This is a genomic window from Erwinia sp. 1181_3 (assembly GCF_052824965.1).
On record NZ_VTDE01000001.1, the window covers coordinates 71,043 to 95,094 of the forward strand.

Genomic DNA, 24,052 nt, shown 5'->3' on the forward strand with positions numbered 1-24,052 from the left:
TGCCGGCTATCATAACGGATTGTTATGGAATTCTCCTGGGAAAATATGTCCGTTTTATCCTGAAATGTGACAGAAATGATCTCAATACGGTATTCAGGTATTCGCTCACTTTTTCAAAGGATTAATAATCTCTGCAATACCCTTTCGCTCTGTAGTCATACCAGAAGTAATGGATAACGTCGGAAAAGCGGTAAATGTTAATTAAATTTTGCAATAAGGTTAACAAAATACTCAGAGAAAACTTGCCAGTTTATCCGGGCCGTTATTATTCTGCGTAATGGACAAAAAATATCAGTTTAATCAGCGTATTCGTCTGCGCCATTTACATACCTTCGTCGCCGTTGCACAGCAAGGGACGCTGGGACGTGCCGCCGAAACGTTGTCACTCAGCCAGCCCGCTCTTTCGAAGACACTGAACGAGCTGGAGGATTTGGCGGGTGTGCGGCTGTTTGAACGCGGGCGTTTGGGTGCACAGCTAACCACAATGGGAGAACAGTTTCTCACGCACGCGGTACGTGTTCTTGATGCACTTAATCATGCCGGGCAGTCGTTTACATTACCGCACGAAAAATCCCCTGAAGTGATGCGCCTTGGCGTGCTGACCACTGTGGCGCTGGGAATGTTGCCGTCAATTCTCGATCGCTTTCACCAGCAACAGCCACAGGCAATTGTGCAAGTGGCAACGCTGCACAACAATGTACTGATCGCTGCGCTTAAAGCCGGAGAATTTGACGTTGGGATTGGGCGCATGGCCGATCCCGATTTGATGGCCGGGTTGACCTACGAACTGCTTTTTCTGGAGTCCTTGCGCCTGGTGGTACGGCCAGATCATCCACTATTAAGTGACAATGTCACGCTTTCTAAAGCGCTCTCCTGGCCCGTGGTCATTTCACCGGAGGGCACCGCCCCGCGTCGCATTGCCGAAGCCATGCTGAAAGAACAAGGTTGCACGTTGCCAGGCACCCTGGTGGAGACATCCTCAACGTCGCTGGCCCGCCAACTGGCGTTGCGTTACAACTATGTGTGGTTTGTGCCATCGGGCGCGATTAAAGAAGACTTGCTGCATAATGCGCTGGCTGCGCTGCCGATTGCCTCATATGGCCCCGGCGAAGCGGTCGGCATCATGACCCGCTCTGGTGCGCCTCTGACACTGAGTGCCGAGATCCTGCTGGCCACGATCCGAAAATCCCATTCAGGCTGACATATCATCGACTGCGTTTGGCATGACGTTCACGGTTTTCCAGCCGTGCCTGTTCATTCTTACGCAACCCAACGTAGCAGGCCCCCGTGCCGCCATCCTGTGACCGGGCGCAGCAAAATGCCTGTACATCCTCAAACTGCGGCAGCCAGCGCATCAGATAGCTGCGCACGATATTGGCATGTGAGGCATCATCACGCCCTTTTCCATGCACGATCAACACATTGCGCAGACCATCCTGTACGCACTGCAACATAAACAGATACAGGGCCTGACGGCACTGTTCGACGGTGTAACGAATGAGATTCAGCGTGGCCTGCGGCGGGTATTTTCCCTGAAAGAGTTTGTCCAGCACGCCCTGTTGAATTCCTTCCGCTTTGTATTCCAGCGGCGTGGTCAACGGGACGATATCCAGCAGGCCAGTGGTCAGCGGATTATCCAGCTGTGGATCGAGCACCTGGCGCACTTTATTTTGTGAAGAAGGTAACCATAAGGTGCTGGAACAGGCTTTCAGTGGCTTAACGTCTCCCATCGCCTGTTTAAACAGCTCCAGCTCATCAGCGTTGTTGCTCATCACGTTATCCCCGATCAATACGCGCCCTGCGCGCGTTTTCTGCATTTTTCTACAGCTGTGAGTTTAGCAAAAAACGGACAGGCTTCATCCGGGTTGTGTTTGTCCGCTTATTGATACGGATCATGGAGGTGGATTCTGTGGTGAGCTTAACTAAAAAAATCGGATATCAAGCCTATTTGGCGGAGGTTAGCCTGCGAATCATCTGATTACAGATTGTTTTTCACACAACTTTTACAGAGATGACGATTATTAATAACGTCCACATATTTATTGTGCCTAAAACTGCTCAGATGAGTTCCCTTGTGTGCGGGAAAAATGGTAAATTGATGTCAGTCAATTATCATCGAGCGTACATTATGATTCCGGAAAAGCGAATTATCACTAGACGCATACAATCGGGTGGTTGCGCCATTCACTGCCAGGATTGCAGCATCAGTCAGCTTTGTATTCCCTTCACGCTTAACGAGCATGAGCTGGACCAGCTTGATAACATCATCGAGCGTAAAAAACCGATTCAGAAAGGACAAACGCTGTTTAAAGCGGGTGACGAACTGCGTTCCCTGTACGCGATTCGCTCCGGGACCATTAAAAGCTACACCATCACCGAACAGGGTGATGAGCAGATTACCGGCTTCCATCTGGCGGGTGATCTGGTCGGCTTTGATGCCATCAGCGGTAACCAGCATCCCAGCTTCGCTCAGGCGTTAGAAACCGCCATGGTGTGCGAAATTCCTTTCGAAACCCTCGACGATCTTTCCGGTAAAATGCCCAGCCTGCGTCAGCAGATGATGCGCCTGATGAGCGGCGAAATTAAGGGCGACCAGGAAATGATCCTGCTGCTGTCGAAGAAAAATGCGGAAGAACGTCTGGCCGCCTTTATTTACGGTCTGTCGCGCCGCTTCGGCCAGCGTGGTTTCTCACAGCGTGAATTCCGTCTGACCATGACCCGTGGTGATATTGGTAACTATCTTGGATTGACGGTAGAAACCATCAGCCGTCTGCTCGGTCGCTTCCAGAAAAGCGGCATGCTGGCGGTGAAAGGAAAATACATCACCATCGAAAATCATGAAATTCTGTCAGAACTGGCAGGCCAGAGCCGTGCCATCGCCTGACCCGCGCCGGATCGATATTTCTTATTTTATTGATCCGGCAACAACTTTTCCCCTTCTTCCTTTGCCTCGATTGGGCTATCTTTAAGCTGACACGCTCAGTGTAAGGAGAAACCGTTATGGCTCAATATCAAAACATTCTGGTGGCGATCGATCCACAACAGGACGACCAGCCCGCACTTCGTCGCGCTGTTTACCTTAATCAGCGGCTTGGCGGTAAGATTACCTGTTTTCTTCCCATTTACGACTTCTCCTATGAGATGACCACGCTGCTTTCACCCGATGAACGCGTCACCATGCGTAAAGGGGTGATCAGCCAACGCACTGAGTGGATCCGTGAACAGGCGCAGGCCTATCTTGCGGCCGGCGTGCAGATTGATATCAAGGTGATTTGGCATAATCGTCCGTTCGAAGCGATTATCCAGGAAGTGCTGAACAGCAAACACGATCTGGTGATTAAGATGGCCCACCAGCATGACCGCTTACAGGCGGTGGTGTTTACCCCAACCGACTGGCACCTGCTGCGCAAATGCCCGTGCCCGGTCTGGATGGTGAAAGATCAGGCCTGGCCAGAAGGCGGCAAGGCGGTAGTCGCAGTAAACCTCGCCAGCGAAGAGCCACATCACGATCCGTTAAACAGCAAGCTGGTCAGAGAAACGCTGGAGCTGGCCGAACGGGTTAACCATACCGAAGTGCATCTGGTCGGCGCTTACCCTGTTACACCAATCAATATCGCCATTGAGCTGCCAGACTTTGATCCGAGCGTTTATAACGATGCCATCCGTGGTCAGCATCTGGTGGCGATGAAGGCGCTGCGTCAGTCATTCTCCATTGATGAGAAGTTCACCCATGTGGAGAAAGGGCTGCCTGAAGAGGTGATACCAGAGCTGGCCGCACACCTTGATGCCGGTGTGGTGGTGCTCGGCACTATCGGCCGTACCGGGCTATCGGCAGCGTTCCTTGGGAATACCGCCGAGCAGGTTATTGACCACCTGCGCTGTGACCTGCTGGCGATCAAGCCTGACGGTTTCGCCTCTCCGGTCGAACTGGATGATGACGAAGACGATTAATGACCACGGGCGAGCCTGATCCCAGGCTCGCCCTCTCCCTTCCCTCCGCTATGATGACGTTGCCGTTTCCACCACGTCCTTTTTCAGGAACCACAGAATTAACGCCGTCAGCAGTGACCCTGCAGCAATAGCCAGCAGATACGCGGCCAGATTAGCGATCACATTCGGAATAAACATCACAAAAATACCGCCATGAGGTGCACGCGATGCACAACCCAGCGCCATCGATAACGCACCGGCCAGCCCAGAGCCCGCCACAATCGCCGGGATCACCCGTAGCGGATCGGACACCGCATAGGGAATAGCCCCTTCAGTAATAAACGACAGCCCCAGCACCCACGTCACTTTGCCCGTCTCACGTTCGCTGCGGCTGAATTTACGCCGGAACAGCACTGTGGCGAGCGCTATCCCCAGCGGCGGCACCATTCCGGCAGCCATACAAGCGGCAATCGGCCCGTAAATGCCGCTGGACATCAGGCCGATGGCAAACATACACACGGTTTTATTCAATGGCCCGCCCATATCAAAGGCTACCATCATGCCAAACAGCAGGCCAAGAATGGCCGAGTTGGTGTGCCCCAATGCATTGAGGAAGTCCGTCAACCAGCCAAGCAGTAATTTAATCGGCTCGCCAATCAGCCACACCATCAGCGCCCCGGTAATCAGCACGCTCAGTAACGGCACAATCAAAATCGGCTTCAGCCCGGCAATCACCTCTGGCAGACGAATGTAGCGGACAATCATCAGCGTGACGTAACCCGCCAAAAAACCCGCCAGCAGTGCGCCCAGAAAGCCCGACCCGGTGTGAATGGCCATCATGCCGCCCACCGCACCGGAGACAATCCCCATTTTCCCGCTGATGGACTGGCTGATTCCCAGTGACAGGATCGGCAGCATCAGGGCAAATGCCGATCCCCCGCCGATATCGGACAGCATTTTCGCCAGCGGACTGAAGTTGGCATCACCCGGCGTGGCAGCGGTGATCCCAAATGAGAAACTGAGAGCAATCAGTATCCCTCCGGCAACCACGAATGGGATCATCAGATTGACCCCGGTAATAAGGTGGACATAGATGCTGGAATACCAGCTGTTGCCACTGACAACGGGCACCACATCACCCTCTTCGCTGGCAATCTCCAGCCGGTGTGGGGCTAATTCCCCGGCGGTGATGGCATTGAGCAGCCCTTCGGCGTCTCTTGCTGCCCGGGCTACCGGGACTTCGACGATGTTCTTGTTCTGAAAACGCGCCATATCAACTTTTTTATCGGCGGCGATCAGAACAATATCTGCGGCAGAAATATCATCAGGGCTGAGGATGTACTTGCTCTCAATAGCACCCTGAGTCTCCACTCGCAGGGAAAGGCCCAGCTTTCTGGCGGCTTTTTTCAAATTACTTTCGGCCAGATAAGTGTGGGCCACCCCGGTGGGACAGGCGGTGATGGCGATAATATTCATGGGTGTTCTCCGGTAACAATAAAATAACTGTCGGTTCCGGCCGGAGTCTTATCTAAACAGAGCCCGATGGGAAAAACACTACCAAACACTGTCCCACTGGCGGGACAAACCCTGTACTGTCACTCAACAGCACAGGCTATTTATCGCGGGTATTCACCCTGTAATGAGATTCATTAAAAAATAAAACAGCAAGAAGATGATTAATTAAATTTCCCATTAACATCGGGAATAAAAATCGCTACACTTCATCTATCTTTTCACTCTGCTATAGGTTGACTGTTGGTTTCTTTTTATCGCCTGTCGCAGCGTCGAATACCGGCATTTATCGCTATTATGGCGATCCTGCTGCTGTTCATTGCACCGGATGTCTCTAAAAGTCTGGAACATCAGCGTGTATCAACACCGGATGCCTCTGCCCGTGAAGATCACTCATCGATGGTGTCGATGCATCATGGAGACATGAGCGGCATGACGATGGATGAGATGGCTACCCTGCACTCAGCGCCACCGTCGATGGCAACAACGCCCCCGTCCGATTACGCTCAGCATCATGCGATGCCTGCCGGTATGGGTATGATGGATGACGTTGCCTGCGGTTATTGCCAGCTGCTGGCACATTTCTCCGTACTGCTCATCGTCTTTATCCCGCTAGTTTGGCTGCTGTACCGTCTGACGTTACGGATGCCACCCTCACGCTATGAATCCTGGCTCCCCTCCGCCTTCTTCCCGGGTATTGTACAACCGCGCGCACCGCCTGTTTTTTCATTCTCTTTCTAAGGTTGTTATTTTTATTTTAGTCACTGCTTACGCCTGAAATGAATATGCGACACTCGCAGGAATGTAATTTCAGCGCTTTCGGCCCGCGTGGAAGAAACGCTACAATGTCCACATCAGTCGGGCGGGTAACGTTGATGCCACTTGACGTTAAATTTTAGAAAACAGTAAAGGAGTACACATCATGTCATTATTCCCTCCGGGCAAAAAACGCCGGAATTTCTTTATCGCACAGGCCTGCCTGTGGGTGTGCGCCGCTATCGTGATGACCAAAGCGATCATCGGTGGTGCCATCGATGAATATAATATGCCCTTCTCTACCTGGCCGGTGGAGCTGTATGTTTCTGAGTTCTTTATGATCCTGATATACAGCTCGGTGTTTACCGTGCTGCTGTCTATCCCGCTGTGGTACTGGTTTATCGGCGAGCAGAACCCGGATAGCCGGGGCTAGATCACCGGCAAAAAAAAGAGCTGACCCGTATCAAGGGTCAGCTCTTGTTGTAGGGGGCCACGCTGGTTCTGACGCCCCACGGTTTGTTACAGCGCTTTCAGAATCGCTTCTACCGTTGCTTTCGCATCACCGAACAGCATCTGGGTGTTCTCTTTGAAGAACAGCGGGTTCTGCACACCGGCATAGCCGGTATTCATCGAACGCTTAAACACCACCACATTCTGCGCTTTCCACACCTCCAGCACGGGCATACCCGCGATTGGGCTGCGTGGGTCTTCCTGCGCCGCCGGGTTTACGGTGTCATTGGCGCCGATAACCAGTACGGTATCCGTATCGCTGAAATCATCGTTGATCTCATCCATTTCCAGCACGATGTCATACGGCACTTTGGCTTCGGCCAGCAGGACGTTCATGTGACCAGGCAGACGACCCGCTACCGGGTGAATACCGAAACGCACCTTGATGCCGCGCTCACGCAGTTTGGCGGTGATTTCTGCCACCGGATACTGAGCCTGCGCCACCGCCATGCCGTAGCCTGGGGTGATAACCACCGTGGTGGAGTTTTTCAGCAGTTCAGCGGTGCCCGCGGCATCGATTTCGCGATACTCGCCCATCTCTTCGCCTTCACCGGTTGAGCTGCTGTCAGTACCAAACCCGCCTGCAATCACGCTAAAGAATGAACGGTTCATCGCCTTACACATAATGTAAGAGAGGATGGCACCGCTCGAACCGACCAGCGCTCCGGTGACGATCAGCAGGTCGTTGCTGAGCATAAAGCCCGCCGCCGCTGCCGCCCAACCCGAGTAGGAGTTCAGCATGGAGACCACGACAGGCATATCCGCACCGCCGATAGACGCCACCAGATGCCAGCCGAACGCCAGAGCGATCAGCGTCATTACCACCAGCGCAAAGGCCTGGGTTCCGGTGCTGTCACTGCGCACAAACATAATCAACAGCGCCAGTGAAACCACCAGTGCCAGCAGGTTGAGCTTATGACGATGTGGCAACGCCAGCGGGCGGGAAGAAATTTTGCCGCACAGCTTACCAAAGGCCACGATAGAACCGGTAAAGGTCACCGCACCGATAAAGATACCGATGAAGATCTCGGTCAGATGGATGTTTTCCATCACCGGAAGCAGGCCCGGGCCGTGGTCCAGGTAGCTGTTAACACCGACCAACACGGCAGCCAGCCCCACAAAGCTGTGCAGCATGGCCACCAGCTCTGGCATTTCGGTCATTTCGACTTTCTTCGCCAGACGAATACCGATAGCACCACCGATCACCATCGCCAGCAGGATCCAGGCAACGTTGCCCGTATCCGGACCGAAGATGGTTACCACCAGCGCCAGCGCCATTCCGCTTACGCCAAAAATATTCCCCTGCTTCGAGGTCTCATGTTTAGACAACCCGGCAAGGCTGCAAATAAACAGGATCGCAGCGATGATATAAGCTGCTGTCACTAATCCGCCAGACATGGACTTCCCCTCAGTTTTTACGGAACATTTTCAGCATGCGCTGGGTGACGGTAAAGCCACCAAAGATATTGATGCTGGCAATCAGCACCGCAACGAAGGACAGGAAGCTGACCCAGCCGCCATGACCAATCTGCAACACGGCACCGACGACGATAATGCCTGAAATGGCATTGGTCACCGACATCAGCGGCGTATGCAGAGCATGACTGACGTTCCACACCACGTAGTAACCCACCACGCAGGAGAGCGCAAAGACGGTGAAGTGCGAAAGGAACTCAGGTGGAGCCACATTGGCCAGCCAGCCAAACAGCACAATCGCCAGCACCAGCAGCCCGTATTTACGCAGCGGTGAGACAGGTTTTTCCACCGGTTTTTCGATCGGGGTTTCCACTTTGGCCGCTTTCGGCGCAGCAGACACCTGAATTGGCGGTGCAGGCCAGGTGATTTCGCCATCACGGATCACGGTCACACCGCGGATCACCACATCGTCAAAGTCGATGGTGATTTCACCGTTCTTCTCTTTGCACAGCAGCTTCATCAGGTTCACCAGATTGGTGCCATAAAGCTGAGAAGACTGAGTCGGCAGACGACTTGGCAGATCGGTGTAACCGATGATTTTCACCCCGTTCGGGCTGGTGGTGATGGTATCGGCCACGGTCAACTCACAGTTACCGCCGTTTTGCGCAGCCAGATCGACGATCACGCTGCCCGGTTTCATGGAGGCAACCATTTCTGCGGTGATCAGCGTCGGTGCCGGTTTGCCCGGGATCAGCGCGGTGGTGACAATGATGTCCACTTCTTCCGCCTGAGCCGCAAACAGCGCCATTTCGGCCTTAATAAAGGCTTCCGACATGACTTTGGCATAACCATCACCGCTGCCCGCTTCTTCCTCAAAATCAAGTTCGAGGAACTCCGCGCCCATACTCTGGACCTGCTCTTTCACTTCAGGGCGAGTATCAAAGGCACGTACGATAGCGCCCAGGCTGCGGCCTGCGCCGATAGCGGCCAGACCGGCCACTCCGGCACCAATCACCATCACTTTCGCAGGTGGCACTTTACCGGCGGCGGTAATCTGCCCGGTAAAGAATCGGCCAAATTCATGCGCAGCCTCAACAATCGCACGATAACCGGCGATGTTTGCCATCGAACTGAGCGCATCAAGAGACTGCGCACGCGAGATACGCGGCACGGCATCCATAGACATCACGGTGACGTTACGCGCGGCCAGTTTTGCCAGCAGTTCCGGGTTTTGCGCAGGCCAGATAAAGCTCACCAGCGTGCTTCCGGCACGCGTCAGAGCAATCTCTTCGTCGGTCGGCGCATTCACTTTTAATACGATATCGGACTGCCAGACATTCACCGAATCGGTAATGGTTGCGCCAGCCGCTTCAAAGGCCGCGTCTTCAAAACTGGCGAGTTTACCCGCGCCGCTTTCTACAGCGACGCTAAAACCCAGAGCTAATAACTGTTCAACCGTTTTTGGTGTCGCAGCAGCACGGGCTTCGTTGGGCAACCGCTCTTTGGTAATACCAATAAGCATAATCTTCCCTTTTCTTCAGAGAGTACGATGGTTTGTTCTCATCGTCCCGGCCCTTATGACCGAAACGTAACAGGTTCAAACTGGTTATAACCTACTGAAAATAAGTGTTCCGATCCACCCACAGTCAGTGTCTGGTGATGACTAACCGATAAAAAAGCAGTACAGACCCCCTCCAGCGATATATTGAGCCTGAATCAGGATGTAAAGAACGCATTATCTGCTACGATAAAATTTAACATTTACCGACAAACGTTATCAAAAAACATTGATTAACAATGTGTTAACGATATAAGTGTTAACAATTACCAGCTTAAGTGGTTAATGTTTGAAAAATGACACGATTCAGCCAGCTTTCTTCATTATTCTGAAAACGGGAATTGTACTGACATCAAATCCCCACAAAATGGCTGAGACAGCGAACATTATTACATGCAATAATCATCCGCTAATCTGTTACACATCAAGAGTCCAGCACGTTTTTGTACTCATTTTTTGCGTAAGGCGAAGGATTAATTTTTATGAAGCTGAAGAATACCATTCTGGCATCAGCCCTGTTGTCACTCACAGCATTGACCGCCCATGCGGCGCAGGAACTGACGCCGGAGAAAGCCGCTGCGCTGAAACCGTTTGATCGGATCACCATTAGCGGGCGTTTTAATGCCATCTACGAGGCCAGCGATGCCGTATCAAAACGTGCTGATGCGCTTGGTGCAGCCTCTTACTATATTCAGGGTATCAACGATACCAACGGCAACGGCGGCAACTGGAATGTGACGGCCGATCTCTATCATGCCGATGCGCCTGTTGCGCCGAAAAATAAAGATCGCATCATTAATGGCGTACGTGAGCTGACCAAAGCAGAAGCGTTTACTATTGAGCCTTACGACACCGTCAGCGCCAGCGGCTTTTTCCGCAGCCAGCCTGATGTCAATGATGCCATTACCCGTGCAGCAAAAGAGAAAGGCGCAGAGTCTTTCTTTATCGTGCGTCAGATCGACACCAACAGCGGTGGCAATCAGATTATCACGGCTTACATCTATAAAGCCGATGCGCCTAAGCGTCAGGTGCAGTCTCCTAACCTGATCCCGGCGGATTCCGAAGCAGGTAAAGCCGCGCTGGCAGCGGGCGGTGCGGCAGCGAAAACGGTTGAACTACCGGGTGTGGCATCCAATGAAACCCCAAGCAACAAAGTGGGCCGTTTCTATGAAACCCAAAGCTCAACCGGTAAGCGTTACACCGTGACTCGCCCGGATGGCAAAAGTGTACAGGAAGTGAATGCCATTACTGCGGCGCAGATGCAGCCGTACGATAGCGTGACCTTCACCGGCCACTACAGCACCCCGACTGAAGTGTCTGAAGAAGTGGGTCGCCGTGCGATCGCTAAAGGTGCCAAGTATTATCACGTCACCCGTCAGTGGTCGAATCAGAGCGGCGGTAACCTGACCGTCTCTGCGGATCTCTTTAAGTAACGTCTCTTTGCGGGGCAACTGCCTGGTTGCCCCGTCGTTATGAATAATTCCCGTCTCTTTTTGCATAGTAAGTCATTGCATCCTGCCGCCGCTATCCGTAAAATCCCCCGCCACTTTCAGGCGTTTCGTTGCTTTTTCCGGCCTCACATCCTGAGTTAAAACCAACATGGTCGTTACAACTGGTGTTTTATTCTGTAACCGGAGTTTTTCTTGGACAAAAAGTTAGGTCTCACCGCGCTGACGGCGCTGGTACTCAGTTCTATGTTAGGCGCGGGCGTGTTTAGCCTGCCACAAAATATGGCGGCGGTCGCCAGCCCGGCTGCCCTGCTGATTGGCTGGGCCATCACCGGTGTGGGGATCGTGCTACTGGCGCTGGCCATGCTGCTGCTGAGCCGCTTGAAACCCGAGTTAGATGGCGGCATTTTCACTTATGCAAAGGCGGGATTTGGCGAACTGATTGGCTTCTGTTCTGCCTGGGGTTACTGGCTGTGTGCCGTGATTGCCAATGTGTCCTACCTGGTGATCGTTTTCTCCGCCATGAGCTTCTTTACTGACTCTCCCGGCCATATCATTTTTGGCGATGGCAACACCTGGCAGGCCATGCTTGCAGCCTCAATCCTGCTGTGGCTGGTGCATGCGCTGGTGCTGCGCGGTGTGCAGACGGCGGCCAGCATTAATCTGATCGCAACGTTGGGCAAACTGCTGCCGTTGGGCTTATTTGTCCTGCTGGCCATTGCCGCGTTCCATTACGATCGTTTTCGCTTCGATTTCAGCGGCGTCGCACTGGGGAAACCGGTCTGGCAGCAGGTGAAAGACACCATGCTGATTACGCTGTGGGTATTTATCGGTATTGAAGGTGCGGTGGTCGTTTCATCGCGTGCGCGAAACCGTCGTGACGTGGGACGTGCCACGCTGCTGGCGGTCACGGCGGCGCTGGCGATCTACCTGCTAGTGACGCTGCTGTCACTCGGGATCGTCCCGCGTGCCGAACTGGCTGAAATGCGCAATCCCTCAATGGCCGGATTGATGACCGCCCTGATCGGCCCCTGGGGCAACCTGGTGATTGTCAGCGGCCTGATTGTTTCTGTCTGCGGAGCTTATCTGAGCTGGACCATCATGGCAGCGGAAGTGCCGCTGGTGGCGGCACAGCATGGCGCGTTCCCACGCGGTCTGAGTCGGCAGAATGTACGGGGAGCTCCTTCTGCATCGCTGTGGCTGACCAATGGCTGTGTGCAGGTGTGTCTGATCCTGATCTGGCTGACCGGCTCCGATTACAACACATTGCTGACCATTGCTTCTGAGATGATTCTGGTGCCCTATCTGCTGGTCGGCGCTTATCTGTTTAAGGTCGCGCGTGAATCAAATAAACCCGGGGCGATGATGGTGGCGCTGGGTGCCAGCGTCTATGGTGTGTGGCTGCTGTACGCGTCGGGCCCGATGCATCTGCTGCTGTCGGTAGTGCTGTACGCGCCGGGGATGGTGTTGTTTCTGTTTGCCCGCCGTGGCGGCCGCGCCGGGACGTCATTGCACCGCGTTGAAAAATCGATCATGGTGCTGCTGGTGATCACCGCCCTGCCTGCCGTCTGGATGCTGACCCGTTAAGGGTCAGTGTGTCAGCTGCGGGAGTATCACGCTAAGGCGATCGTCGAGCTGCTCAAGCTTGAGCGGCCTGGCGTACTCCTGGCGAATAGCAACCAGCTGTGATTCGGACAAGGGGTAAGGCATCAGGATATCAAACTGCCCAATGTGCTGCTGTTGTGCCAGGGTGATCAGACGGGCGATATTGATTTCATCGCTGACCTGGGTCGAGATGATTTGCAGCGCGAGGTCTTTCAGCGGTTCGGATGATGAAGGCGGGCTGGTGGCTGACTTGCGGGTAATCATGCCAAAAAAAGGGATCACACCATAGATGGCGTCAACAAAGCTCCAGCGTTTTTTACAGGATGCGGAGAGGAAATCGATATAGTTGAGGCAGATACGATCACTGTACTCTGCTGCAGCCAGCTTCTCTTCTGACACTCTTATCTCCTTATCCATTTCGACGCAAGAACAGCCCTGACCGGGCTCGACACCGCACACCCTTTCAGGCGCAGGATATAATGACATATTCGACTGAGTTTGTACTACATTCCCCCTAACATTTAGCGCTGATTAATGGTCGTTGCGACCAGGAAAGGATAAGCTACGATTTCCAATAGCCTGATACCCGGCCCTATGAACAAAATTGTATTTGTCGAAGATGATAAAGATGTTGGTGAACTGATTGCTGCCTATCTGGGCCGGCATGACATTGACGTTATTGTAGAAAGCCGTGGCGATCGCGCGGAAGAGACTATTGCTGCCGCGAATCCTGACCTGGTGATGCTGGACATTATGCTGCCAGGCAAAGATGGCATGACGCTGTGCCGCGATTTGCGTACGCGTCACAGCTGGTCAGGCCCTATCGTGCTGCTGACGTCGCTGGACAGCGATATGAATCATATTCTGTCGCTGGAGATGGGGGCAAACGACTATATTCTCAAGACCACGCCGCCTGCGGTGCTCCTTGCACGTCTGCGGCTGCATCTGCGCCAGGCAGGGATCAATAGCCAGCATGAAGAGATAGCCCCTGGGATTGCGGGTCAGAAAGCCCTGCGGTTTGGCACCTTAAGCATCGATCCGATTAACCGTCAGGTCACGCTTTCCGATGAGATTGTCGCCCTCTCCACCGCCGATTTCGATCTGCTCTGGGAGCTGGCAACCCATGCAGGCACCATTCTTAATCGTGATGCGCTGCTAAAAACGCTGCGCGGCGTCAGTTATGACGGTATGGACCGCAGCATTGATGTAGCGATTTCTCGCCTGCGTAAGAAGCTGCTGGACAGCGCCACCGAGCCTTACCGGATTAAAACCATCCGTAATAAAGGCTATCTGTTTGCGCCGCACGCCTGGGATGCACAATGAAAAAACTGTTTATTCAGTTTTACCTGCTGCTGTTTGTCTGTTTCCTGGTGATGGCAATGCTGGTTGGGCTGGTGTACAAATTTACCGCCGAGCGCGCCGGGCGACAGTCGATGGACGATCTGATGAAAAGTTCGCTGTACCTGATGCGCAGTGAGCTGAGGGAGATCCCCCCACGCGACTGGAACAAAACCATCGACAACCTCGACCTCAATTTGTCATTTAAGCTGCATATTGAGCCAATGAGCAAATACCAGCTCGACCCCGGGACGCTGCGCCGCCTGCGTTCGGGTGAAATCGTGGCGCTGGACGATGAATACACCTTCTTACAGCATATTCCGCGCAGCCACTATGTACTGGCCGTCGGCCCGATCCCCTATCTGTTTTACCTGCATGAGATGCGCATTCTGGATATCGCACTGCTGGCGTTTATCGGTATTTCACTGGCGTTGCCCGTGTTTATCTGGATGCGACCGCACTGGCAGGACATGTTAAAGCTGGAGAATGCCGCGCAACGCTTTGGTCAAGGGCACCTAGAGGAACGTATTCATTTTGACAGCACCTCCAGCCTGCTGCGCCTTGGCGTGGCATTTAACCAGATGGCCGATAATATCAATACACTGGTCACCAGTAAGAAACAGCTGATTGACGGCATCGCGCATGAATTACGCACCCCGCTGGTTCGCCTGCGTTACCGCCTGGAAATGAGTGATAACCTGACGGAAGCCGAGTCTGCGGCGCTTAATCGCGATATCGGCCAGCTGGAGTCACTGATCGAGGAGCTGTTGACGTATGCCCGTCTGGACCGTCCGCAGGTTAACCTGAATCTGCAAACGCTCGATCTGGCCCAGTGGCTGCATGAACGACTGGACGATATCCGTTCGGTGAAGCCGGCGTTTGATATTGCGCTGGATACGCCGCAGCGCGAGAATATTGGCGTTGCCGATACCCGTCTGATGGAGCGCGTGCTCGATAATCTGGTGAATAATGCCCTGCGTTATGCCGATCAACGTCTGCGGGTCGGCCTGTGGTTTGATGGCGATATGGCGTTCTTGCAGGTTGAGGATGACGGTCCGGGGATCCCACTGGACGAACGTCAGCGGGTCTTTGAACCCTTTGTACGCCTTGATCCCAGCCGCGACCGCGCGACCGGAGGCTGTGGACTTGGCCTGGCCATTGTCCACTCGATCGCCCAGGCTTTTGGCGGCTATGTCATCATCGACAGCAGTCCGCTTGGGGGCGCCAGCGTGCGTTTTTGCTGGCCAGTGACCCCCACTCTGCACTCTTAAACTCTCAATAAGGAAATCTATGTCTTCTTCCTATGCACACCTGACACGTACCTTCCAGCGCCTTTCCCGCTTCGGCCATCTGTCGGCCATTGCAGGCTGGGATATGATGACCATGATGCCCGCGGGCGGCAGCCGCGCGCGCGGTGAAGCGCTGGCGGAGCTGAGCGTCCTGCGCCATGAAATCCTCACCGCGAAAGAGGTGGGTGTCTGGCTGCAACAGGCACAGCAGGAAGATCTGGATGATGTGGCACAGGCCAACCTGGCTGAAATGCAGCGCGCCTGGCAGCAGGCCTCGTTGCTGCCGGCTTCATTGGTAGAAGCCAAGTCTATTGTGGGATCGCGCTGTGAACATGCCTGGCGCCAGCAGCGTCCGGCCAATGACTGGACCGGGTTTTCCGCCAATCTGAAAGAAGTGGTAAAGCTGAGCCGTGAGGAGGCTGAAATCCGCGCTCAGGCCAGTGGAAAATCGCGTTACGATGCCCTGCTGGATGTGTTCGAACCCGGTATGACCAGCGCCAAACTGGATAAAACCTTTGGTGACCTGAAGCAGTGGCTGCCGAATCTGTTACAGCAGATCGTTGAACAGCAGGCTGGCGAAATTGTCGATCGCCCTGAAGGGCCTTTCCCCCAGGCATCACAGCAACAGCTGGGTCTGGCGATTATGCAACAGTTGGGTTTTGATTTTAACGCCGGGCGCCTTGATATCAGTGCGCATCCCTTCTGTGGTGGCGTACCCGAGGATGTCCGTATCACCACGCGCTATAACGAAGCCGAGTTTATCAGCGCCATGATGGGAGTTATCCATGAAACCGGGCACGCGCGCTACGAGCAAAATCTGCCTAAGCAGTGGGCCAATCAACCCGTGGCGCTGGCGCGATCAACCGCCATTCACGAATCGCAAAGCCTGTTCTTTGAAAAGCAGCTCGGCCGCAGCCCTGAATTCCTCAGCCTGATCCGCCCGCAGGTACAGTTGCTGCTGGGCGACCGCCCGGAACTCAATGAAGCGAACTTTATTGCTCTGAACCAGCGTGTGAAGCCTGGGTTGATCCGCGTGGATGCCGATGAGGTCAGCTATCCGGCACACATTATTCTGCGCTATGAAATTGAACGTGCCCTCATTAGCGGCGAGATTGAAGTCGAGGATATCCCGGCGCTGTGGGACGAGAAAATGCTGGCCTGGCTGGGCCTGGATACGCGTGGCAATTACCGTGACGGTTGTATGCAGGATATTCACTGGACGGACGGTGCATTCGGTTACTTCCCAACGTATACACTGGGCGCGATGTATGCTGCACAGTTGTTCCAGGCCGTGAAGCGGGCGATCCCGCAGGTTGATGAACAGATCCGTCAGGGTGACCTCCAGCCGGTGTTTGACTGGTTACAGCAGAATATCTGGCAGCATGGCAGCCGTTTCAGCACCCGCCAGTTGATTGAAAATGCCACTGGGGAAGATCTGAATCCGCACTATTTCCGCCAGCACCTGGAAAGCCGTTATTTGAAGTAACCTGCCTGTGGGTCAGGCGTGCCTGACCCCTACACGTTCCTGCCCCTGGCCGAGGCATGCCTGACCCCTACACGTTTCTACCCCTGGTCGAGGCGTGCCTGACCCCTACACGTTTCTGCCCCTGGTCGAGGCGTGCCTGACCCCTACACGTTCCTGCCCCTGGCCGAGGCATGCCTGACCCCTACACGTTTCTACCCCTGGTCGAGGCGTGCCTGACCCCTACACGTTTCTGCCCCTGGTCGAGGCATGCCTGACCCCTGCGCGTTTCTACCCCTGGTCGAGGCGTGCCTCGACCTTTTTCTGCGTATCGCCCCTCTTGTACAATCGGTTACACGCCGATACCAATCACTCACGGAAAGCCCTCACTGATTCCCTTATAGTCTTTTCACCGGCCCCAGAGTGGGCTGACACCTGAACTAAAAACACCTTGAGGGTTTTGCAATGAAAAAATTATTTGCTCTGGTTGTCGCTGCTACAATGGGTCTGTCTTCTGTTGCTTTCGCGGCTGAAACAACGGCTGCTCCAGCTACCACCGCTGCACCGACTGTGGCTGCTGCTACCAACACCACCGCTGCTCCAGCACCAGTGAAAGCGTCTGTTAAGCATGTGAAAAAACACAAGAAAGCGGCTGTGCAGAAAGCCCAGGCCGCTAAAAAGCACCACAAAGCGAAAAAAGCAGCTGCACAGAAAGCTCAGGCGGCTAAAAAGCACCACAAAGCGGCTAAAAAACCTGTAGCTCAGAAAGCTCAGGCTGCTAAAAAACACCACAAAGCAGCAACCAAACCTGTAGCTCAGAAAGCCCAGGCTGCTAAAAAACACCACAAAGCAGCAACCAAACCTGTAGCTCAGAAAGCTCAGGCTGCTAAAAAGCACCATAAAGCAGCAACCAAACCTGCTGCTCAGAAAGCCCAGGCTGCTAAAAAACACCACAAAGCAGTGAAGAAAGCCGCTCCTAAAGCGTAATGACTGACGGCCGGGGTGTTATACCTCACGTACATTAGTTCACTCAAACACCCGGTTCTACCGGGTGTTTCTTTAAGGAGTTTCGGATGATGGTTCGTCGCTATTTATTCGAAATCATTCTGGCTGTGATGATCTTATGTGGCCTGGTAGCCGCCAGCTTTTACCTGTAATCAGGGTTGCTGTAGCGTGCTGATATTCCAAATTAATCTCCCTTTTCCAGCACTATCCGTCTATAGTTACTGCACTAGCATAATCACTGATATCAACGTTTTTCCAGCCTGAGAAAAATATGCGTCTGACCGCTGTGTTATTGATAGGTTTCCTTACCGTGTCCTGTTACACCCATGCCGAAGATCCCGAGCGGAGCGACGCTGACACGCAAACACTGTTTTTTGGTAAAGATGACCGCCAGCCCGTCAGCGAGACAGCTTCTGTACCCTGGGAAGCCATTGGCCAGCTGGAAACTGAAAGCGGCAACCTGTGCAGCGCGACGCTGATTGCTCCTCATCTTGCGCTGACCGCCGGACACTGCCTGCTTGCCCCACCGGGAAAACCCGACAAAGCCGTTGCCCTGCGTTTTATCTCCAGTGATAACGGCAGCTGGCGTTATGAGATCCACGATATTGAAGCGCGTGTTGATCCGGCCCTGGGGAAAAAACTGAAGGCTGATGGTGATGGCTGGATTGTCCCGGCTTCCGCTGCGCCTTATGATTTTGGCTTGATTATTCTGCGTAATCCCCCTTCCGGGATTGTCCCTATTCCATTGTTTTCCGGGTCGCGCAAAGATCTCACTGCCGCGTTAAAAATGACAGGTCGCCGCGTCACACAGGCGGGTTATCCGGAAGACCATCTCGATACGCTCTACTCTCACAACGACTGTCTGATCACCGGTTGGGCGCAAAAAAATGTGCTTTCACATCAGTGTGATACGTTACCGGGTGACAGCGGTTCACCGTTATTGTTAAAGGTTGATGGCAACTGGCAGCTGATCGCGGTGCAGAGTTCGGCCCCGGCGCCCAAAGATCGTTATCTGGCGGATAACCGGGCCATTGCTGTGACCGCATTTCGTGACAGCCTGGAAGCACTGGCACAATAAGGATGACACGGTAAAAAATGCGCTGGCATAGCATCGCCGTTTTTATCGCTATTTAGTGGATATTTCTATTTAAGTCCCTCGTCGATAATGTCACTGACTTTTCAGTGTTCAAGGATGAGGTATGAAAAAAATAGCGTTGATGAGCCTGATTTTCTTCATCGCAGGCTGCACCAAAAACCAAAGTCTTCCGCAATCAGGTAATCCGCTCCAACGGACGGGTTATCTGGTTAACATACAACACCCTTCCCAAAGCCAGAATGAGCGTGTGCGATTTCTGATCCTGCATTACACCGCCGCCAATGATACTGACTCAATGCGTCTGCTCACCCAGGGTAATGTCAGTGCACATTATCTCGTGCCCTCTGCCAACAACCCGCTACTGAGCAAAAATACGATTTATCAATTGGTTGCCGAAGATAAGCGCGCATGGCATGCCGGTGTCAGCGCCTGGAATGGTCGCACGAACCTGAATGACAGCTCTATTGGCGTCGAAAATGTGAATCTGGGCTATGAACAGAATTTAATGGAGCGGGAATGGTATGCGTGGGATGCCAGGCAAATCAAACTGCTTGCCCGCCTCGCCAGCGATATCATCAAACGCTATGATATTACGCCGGATAACGTGCTCGGTCACAGCGATGTGGCCCCCACACGAAAAGTTGATCCTGGCCCACTCTTTCCGTGGAAACAGTTAGCCGATGAAGGTATCGGTGCCTGGCCGGACAGCAGCACCGTACAGCAGTTTCTGGCGGGCCGTGCACCCAGTGATACCGGTTCACCCGTTAAAATTCAGGCTTATCTGGCCCGTTATGGTTATTCAATCCCACAAACGGGCGTCATGGATGCCACTACCCGACAGGTCATTGCGGTGTTTCAGATGCACTTTCGTCCGTCTGATTACAGCGGCATCGCCGATGCAGAAACCGAGGCCATTGCCGCTGCGCTGGTGGAAAAATATCGCGGCGATACGCAACGTATCGCTTCCCAGCAGGAGAGTAATACCGATTTATAACGCTGCCCCTGCCAGCCTGAACCGGCTGGCAGGGTAATGATTACTCAACACCTCGTTACAACGTCACTTGTTCCATCGCCTGTAGGATACGTTTTTCCGAGATAGGGAAAGGCGTCCCTAACTGTTGAGCAAAGAAGCTGACACGCAGCTCTTCAATCATCCAGCGGATATCCTGCACTTCCTCATCATCTTTACGTTCCGGCGGCAGCTTGTTGAACCACTGTGTCCACGCCTGCTGAACGGATTCGACTTTAAGCATACGCGCACGATCGCTGTGCGGATCAACCGCCAGCTTTTCCATACGGCGTTCAATCGCCTGTAAATAACGTAAGGTATCTGCCAGGCGCTTCCAGCCGTTGCCCGTCACGAAGCCGCGATACACCAGGCCACTCATTTGCGCTTTGATATCCGACAGCGCCAGCGCCATCGTGATATCGACGCGCCCTTTCAGACGTTTATTGATATTGAATACCGAGGTCAGGATCTGCTCGACCTTTTTGGCGATGGCTACTACTGTGTCGTTCAGTTCAGCACGCACTTTATCATGCAGCTTCGCGTATCCCTGTTCCTGCCAGCTTGGGCCACCCGACTCAGCGATCAGTTTATCGACCCCACAGGCAATACAGTCATCAATTAAATCCAGCACCTTACCGTAAGGGTTAAAATACAGCCCCAGCTTGGCTTTATTCGGTAATTTTTCGTGCAGATACTTAATCGGTGAGGGAATATTCAGCAGCAGTAAACGCCGCTGCCCGCGCCACATCGCTTTTTGCTGTTCATGCTGAGAGTCAAACAGGCGGATCGCCACGCTGTCTTTCTCATCCACCAGCGCAGGCCAGGCTTTCACACTGTAATTGCCGCGCTTCTGCTCGAAATGGTCCGGCAGATCGCCAAAGCTCCAGATATGCAGCCCACTCTGTTCCAGTCCGTCATCGGCCACTTTAGACAGCGTTTCCTGAACCTTACCTTTGAGATGCAGTTTCAGCGCAGAGAGATCTTTGCCTTCGGCCAGCTTGTGGTTATTTTCGTCAATAATGCGGAAGGTAATTTTAAGATGATCGGGCACCTGTTCCCATTGCCAGGCTTCGCGATCCAGCGTGACGCCCGACATGCGGCGGAACTCACGTTCCATCGACTCCAGCAGCGGCAGCTCCAGCGGTGTGGCACGTCCGAGAAACGCTTCAGCGTAATTGGGCGCCGGGACAAAGTTACGACGCAGCGGTTTAGGCAGTGATTTGATCAGCGCAATCACCAGTTCCCGACGCACGCCCGGGATCTGCCACTCAAAGCCCTTCTCTTCAACCTGATTGAGCAGCGGCAGCGGAACATAAACCGTGACGCCATCCGCGTCGGCACCCGGTTCAAACTGATAGCTCAGACGCAGCTTCAGGTTGCCCTGATGCCAGAAGTTCGGATAGTCGAGCTTACTGACGTTCTCCGCGCCCTGCTTGATCAACATCTCGCGGGCAAAATTAAGGCGGTCCGGCTCTTCGCGACTGACGGTTCGCCACCAGCTGTCAAAATGCCGGGCAGAGACCACCTCGTGGCTAATGCGCTGGTCGTAAAAATCAAACAGCGTTTCGTCGTCAACCAGAATGTCGCGGCGGCGGGATTTGTGCTCCAGCTCTTCCACTTCCGTGCGCAGCTTGAGGTTGGCCTTGAAGAACGCATGGCGCGTTTGCCAGTCGCCTTCGACCAGCGCATGACGGATAAACAGCTCACGCGACAGCACCGGATCAATCTGGCCGTAATTCACCTTGCGCGCCGCGACAATCGGCAGCCCGTAAAGCGTCACTTTTTCATTGGCCATCACCGCGCCCTGGCCTTTTTCCCAGTGCGGTTCACTGTAGCTGCGTTTGAGCAGATGCTGTGCCACCGGCTCTATCCACTCCGGCTCAATACGGGCAGCAATGCGCCCCCACAGGCGGCTGGTTTCTACCAGTTCGGCCACCATCGTCCACTTGGGCGGCTTCTTAAACAGGCCAGAGCCAGGGAAAATGGCGAAACGCGCATTACGCGCACCGGTAAACTCCTGTTTATCAGCGTCTTTCTGGCCAATATGAGACAGTAATCCGGTGAGTAGCGCAGTATGGATCTCGCGAATTTCAGCGGGAGCACTGTTCACTGGCAGCCCCAGTTCACGCACCACCTGACGCAGTTGCGTGTAGATGTCCTGCCATTCGCGCACCCGCAGGTAGTTCAGGTAGTCCGTTTTACACTGACGACGGAAATGGCTGGAAGACAGCGCTTTCTGCTGCTCCTGCACGTAGTTCCACAGGTTAACAAAGGCGATGAAATCAGAGTCTTTATCGGCAAATCGCTGGTGCTTTTCGTCTGATGCCTGCTTTTTCTCGGCCGGCCGTTCACGCGGGTCCTGAATCGACAGCGCGGCGGTAATGATCATCACTTCACGCACGCAGCCATATTTCTGGGCTTCCAGCACCATTTTTGCCAGACGCGGGTCAACCGGGAGTTGGGCCAGCGCACGACCCGACGTCGTCAGCTGATAGTGCTGGCTCTCATTCAGAGTGATCGCACCCAGCTCTTCCAGCAGGCGCACACCGTCCTGAATATTGCGTTGGTCAGGGGCTTCCACAAACGGGAAGGCGGCAATATCACCCAGCCCCAGCGCAGTCATTTGCAGGATGACGGAGGCCAGGTTGGTACGCAGAATTTCCGGATCGGTGAAGGCCGGACGGCTGAGGAAATCATTTTCATCATACAGACGAATACAGATCCCTTCGGATACGCGCCCGCAACGCCCTTTACGCTGATTGGCTGACGCCTGTGATATCGGCTCAATCGGCAAGCGCTGCACTTTAGTACGGAAGCTATAGCGGCTAATACGCGCCGTACCCGGGTCAATCACATATTTAATGCCCGGCACCGTCAGTGACGTTTCGGCTACGTTAGTGGCCAGCACAATGCGCCGTCCAACGTGGGACTGGAACACACGGTTCTGTTCTGCATTCGACAGACGCGCGTAGAGCGGTAATACCTCAGTGTGCGGCAGGTCGCGTTTCATCAGGGCATCAGCGGTGTCGCGAATTTCGCGTTCGCCGCTCATGAAAATCAGGATATCGCCACGACTCTCTCTGCCCAGTTCATCCACCGCATCAAAAATAGCCTGAAGCTGATCGCGGTCAGTATCGTCAGCATCTTCCACCACCGGGCGGTAGCGTACTTCCACCGGGTAAGTGCGGCCAGAAACTTCAATCACGGGTGCGTTGTGGAAATGTCGGGAAAAACGCTGCGGGTCGATGGTCGCTGACGTGATGATCACTTTCAGATCAGGGCGTTTTGGCAGCAACTCGCGCAGATAGCCCAACAGAAAATCGATATTCAGGCTGCGCTCGTGCGCTTCATCGATGATGATGGTGTCGTACTGCATCAGCAGGCGATCCTGCTGAATTTCAGCCAGCAGTATGCCGTCGGTCATCAGTTTGACCTGCGTGGTGTCGCCAACCTGATCGTTGAATCGCACCTTGTAACCCACACAGCCACCCAGCGAGGTTTCCAGTTCGGCGGCGATACGATCGGCCACGGTACGCGCTGCCAGGCGGCGCGGCTGGGTGTGACCAATCAGCCCGCGAATACCGCGTCCCAACTCCATGCAAATCTTCGGCAACTGCGTGGTTTTACCTGAACCGGTTTCCCCCGCCACAATCACCACCTGGTGATCGCGGATCGCGTCAGCAATATCCTGTTTCTTCTGGCTAACGGGTAAATTTTCCGGGTAGCGGATAGTTGGCCTGGCGGCAAGACGTGCACTGACCCGCAATTCTGAGGCCGCAATATCGCCACTCAGTTCCTCAATCAGCGCATTCAGCGCCGTTGGATTTTTAATTTTTTTTGCCCCCTGAAGGCGGCGCTGCAGACGCTGGCGGTCACGCAGCATCAGCGAATCCAGCCGCGAATAAAGAGGCGTCAGGGCAGATTGTGGCGTATCAGACATGGTAGTAAAGCTCGCTTTGTCGCCGTGACATCGGGCGACATGGATTAAACAGGGGATAAGAATTTTGCGTAGTGTAACACAGACAAGCACTTAGGGTTTTAATTGCCCGGCGCGTCTTATTCAATATTTTCGAACATTGATATCGAAAACTCGCACTTACACTGTCGGCAATTTATCC

Annotated in this window: 19 protein-coding genes; 13 read left to right on the forward strand and 6 right to left on the reverse strand. The window is 53.9% G+C overall.

The window, feature by feature from the left end; all coding sequences use genetic code 11:
* Positions 1 to 277: 277 nt before the first annotated feature.
* Positions 278 to 1,201, forward strand: coding sequence for a LysR substrate-binding domain-containing protein (locus tag FY046_RS00330; protein WP_446185583.1), 924 nt, complete (start codon positions 278 to 280; stop codon positions 1,199 to 1,201).
* Positions 1,202 to 1,205: 4 nt separating this feature from the next.
* Here the strand turns inward: FY046_RS00330 and smrA are convergent, their stop codons facing one another.
* The gene (smrA, locus tag FY046_RS00335) at positions 1,206 to 1,772 is read right to left on the reverse strand and encodes a DNA endonuclease SmrA (protein ID WP_133841938.1); all 567 of its coding nucleotides are present in this window, start codon (positions 1,770 to 1,772) and stop codon (positions 1,206 to 1,208) included.
* Between the two features lie 356 nt (positions 1,773 to 2,128).
* On the opposite strand from smrA, the gene FY046_RS00340 reads away from it, so the two are divergent.
* Both FY046_RS00340 and uspE read left to right on the forward strand, forming a co-directional pair.
* Positions 2,129 to 2,884, forward strand: coding sequence for an FNR family transcription factor (locus FY046_RS00340; protein WP_133841937.1), 756 nt, complete (start codon positions 2,129 to 2,131; stop codon positions 2,882 to 2,884).
* 116 nt (positions 2,885 to 3,000) lie between these two features.
* The gene (gene uspE, locus FY046_RS00345) at positions 3,001 to 3,951 is read left to right on the forward strand and encodes a universal stress protein UspE (RefSeq protein WP_133841936.1); all 951 of its coding nucleotides are present in this window, start codon (positions 3,001 to 3,003) and stop codon (positions 3,949 to 3,951) included.
* A 48-nt stretch (positions 3,952 to 3,999) separates the two neighbouring features.
* On the opposite strand, the gene FY046_RS00350 is transcribed toward uspE, so the two are convergent.
* Complete coding sequence (locus FY046_RS00350) at positions 4,000 to 5,406, reverse strand: PTS fructose transporter subunit IIC (protein WP_133841935.1); 1,407 nt, start codon at positions 5,404 to 5,406, stop codon at positions 4,000 to 4,002.
* A gap of 279 nt (positions 5,407 to 5,685) precedes the next feature.
* Here FY046_RS00350 and FY046_RS00355 point away from each other — a divergent pair, with 279 nt between their 5' ends.
* Positions 5,686 to 6,183, forward strand: coding sequence for a DUF2946 domain-containing protein (locus FY046_RS00355; RefSeq protein ID WP_446185584.1), 498 nt, complete (start codon positions 5,686 to 5,688; stop codon positions 6,181 to 6,183).
* 181 nt (positions 6,184 to 6,364) lie between these two features.
* Positions 6,365 to 6,631, forward strand: coding sequence for a DUF2534 family protein (locus FY046_RS00360; RefSeq protein WP_133841934.1), 267 nt, complete (start codon positions 6,365 to 6,367; stop codon positions 6,629 to 6,631).
* A gap of 86 nt (positions 6,632 to 6,717) precedes the next feature.
* On the opposite strand, the gene pntB is transcribed toward FY046_RS00360, so the two are convergent.
* Positions 6,718 to 8,106 (reverse strand): Re/Si-specific NAD(P)(+) transhydrogenase subunit beta, encoded by a 1,389-nt coding sequence (gene pntB, locus FY046_RS00365; protein ID WP_133841933.1) that lies wholly within the window; start codon positions 8,104 to 8,106, stop codon positions 6,718 to 6,720.
* 10 nt (positions 8,107 to 8,116) lie between these two features.
* Positions 8,117 to 9,646: a Re/Si-specific NAD(P)(+) transhydrogenase subunit alpha gene (gene pntA / locus FY046_RS00370; RefSeq protein ID WP_167863807.1), complete on the reverse strand. Its 1,530-nt coding sequence runs from the start codon at positions 9,644 to 9,646 to the stop codon at positions 8,117 to 8,119.
* A gap of 518 nt (positions 9,647 to 10,164) precedes the next feature.
* Between pntA and ydgH the strand changes: the two genes are divergently transcribed.
* Positions 10,165 to 11,115: a DUF1471 family protein YdgH gene (gene ydgH, locus FY046_RS00375; protein ID WP_133841931.1), complete on the forward strand. Its 951-nt coding sequence runs from the start codon at positions 10,165 to 10,167 to the stop codon at positions 11,113 to 11,115.
* 210 nt (positions 11,116 to 11,325) lie between these two features.
* Positions 11,326 to 12,717: an amino acid permease gene (locus FY046_RS00380; RefSeq protein WP_133841930.1), complete on the forward strand. Its 1,392-nt coding sequence runs from the start codon at positions 11,326 to 11,328 to the stop codon at positions 12,715 to 12,717.
* Between the two features lie 3 nt (positions 12,718 to 12,720).
* Here the strand turns inward: FY046_RS00380 and FY046_RS00385 are convergent, their stop codons facing one another.
* The gene (locus FY046_RS00385; RefSeq protein WP_133841929.1) at positions 12,721 to 13,152 is read right to left on the reverse strand and encodes a hypothetical protein; all 432 of its coding nucleotides are present in this window, start codon (positions 13,150 to 13,152) and stop codon (positions 12,721 to 12,723) included.
* A 177-nt stretch (positions 13,153 to 13,329) separates the two neighbouring features.
* On the opposite strand from FY046_RS00385, the gene rstA reads away from it, so the two are divergent.
* The 6 genes from rstA to FY046_RS00415 all read left to right on the forward strand — a co-directional run bounded on the left by rstA (position 13,330) and on the right by FY046_RS00415 (position 19,919).
* Complete coding sequence (gene rstA / locus FY046_RS00390) at positions 13,330 to 14,058, forward strand: two-component system response regulator RstA (RefSeq protein ID WP_133841928.1); 729 nt, start codon at positions 13,330 to 13,332, stop codon at positions 14,056 to 14,058.
* Positions 14,055 to 15,344 carry a two-component system sensor histidine kinase RstB gene (gene rstB, locus FY046_RS00395; protein ID WP_133841927.1) on the forward strand — a complete coding sequence of 430 codons (1,290 nt, stop codon included), beginning with the start codon at positions 14,055 to 14,057 and terminating at the stop codon, positions 15,342 to 15,344. The genes rstA and rstB overlap by 4 nt, the downstream gene beginning before the upstream one ends.
* A 19-nt stretch (positions 15,345 to 15,363) precedes the next feature.
* Entirely contained in the window at positions 15,364 to 16,848 is a 1,485-nt protein-coding gene (locus FY046_RS00400; RefSeq protein ID WP_167863806.1) for a carboxypeptidase M32, read from the forward strand.
* Positions 16,849 to 17,289: 441 nt separating this feature from the next.
* Positions 17,290 to 17,811 carry an acid resistance repetitive basic protein Asr gene (asr, locus tag FY046_RS00405; RefSeq protein ID WP_133841925.1) on the forward strand — a complete coding sequence of 174 codons (522 nt, stop codon included), beginning with the start codon at positions 17,290 to 17,292 and terminating at the stop codon, positions 17,809 to 17,811.
* 289 nt (positions 17,812 to 18,100) lie between these two features.
* Positions 18,101 to 18,907 carry a trypsin-like serine peptidase gene (locus FY046_RS00410; protein WP_159336566.1) on the forward strand — a complete coding sequence of 269 codons (807 nt, stop codon included), beginning with the start codon at positions 18,101 to 18,103 and terminating at the stop codon, positions 18,905 to 18,907.
* Between the two features lie 121 nt (positions 18,908 to 19,028).
* Positions 19,029 to 19,919 carry an N-acetylmuramoyl-L-alanine amidase gene (locus FY046_RS00415; RefSeq protein WP_212812813.1) on the forward strand — a complete coding sequence of 297 codons (891 nt, stop codon included), beginning with the start codon at positions 19,029 to 19,031 and terminating at the stop codon, positions 19,917 to 19,919.
* 55 nt (positions 19,920 to 19,974) lie between these two features.
* On the opposite strand, the gene hrpA is transcribed toward FY046_RS00415, so the two are convergent.
* Entirely contained in the window at positions 19,975 to 23,874 is a 3,900-nt protein-coding gene (gene hrpA / locus FY046_RS00420) for an ATP-dependent RNA helicase HrpA (RefSeq protein WP_446185585.1), read from the reverse strand.
* Positions 23,875 to 24,052: the final 178 nt, after the last annotated feature.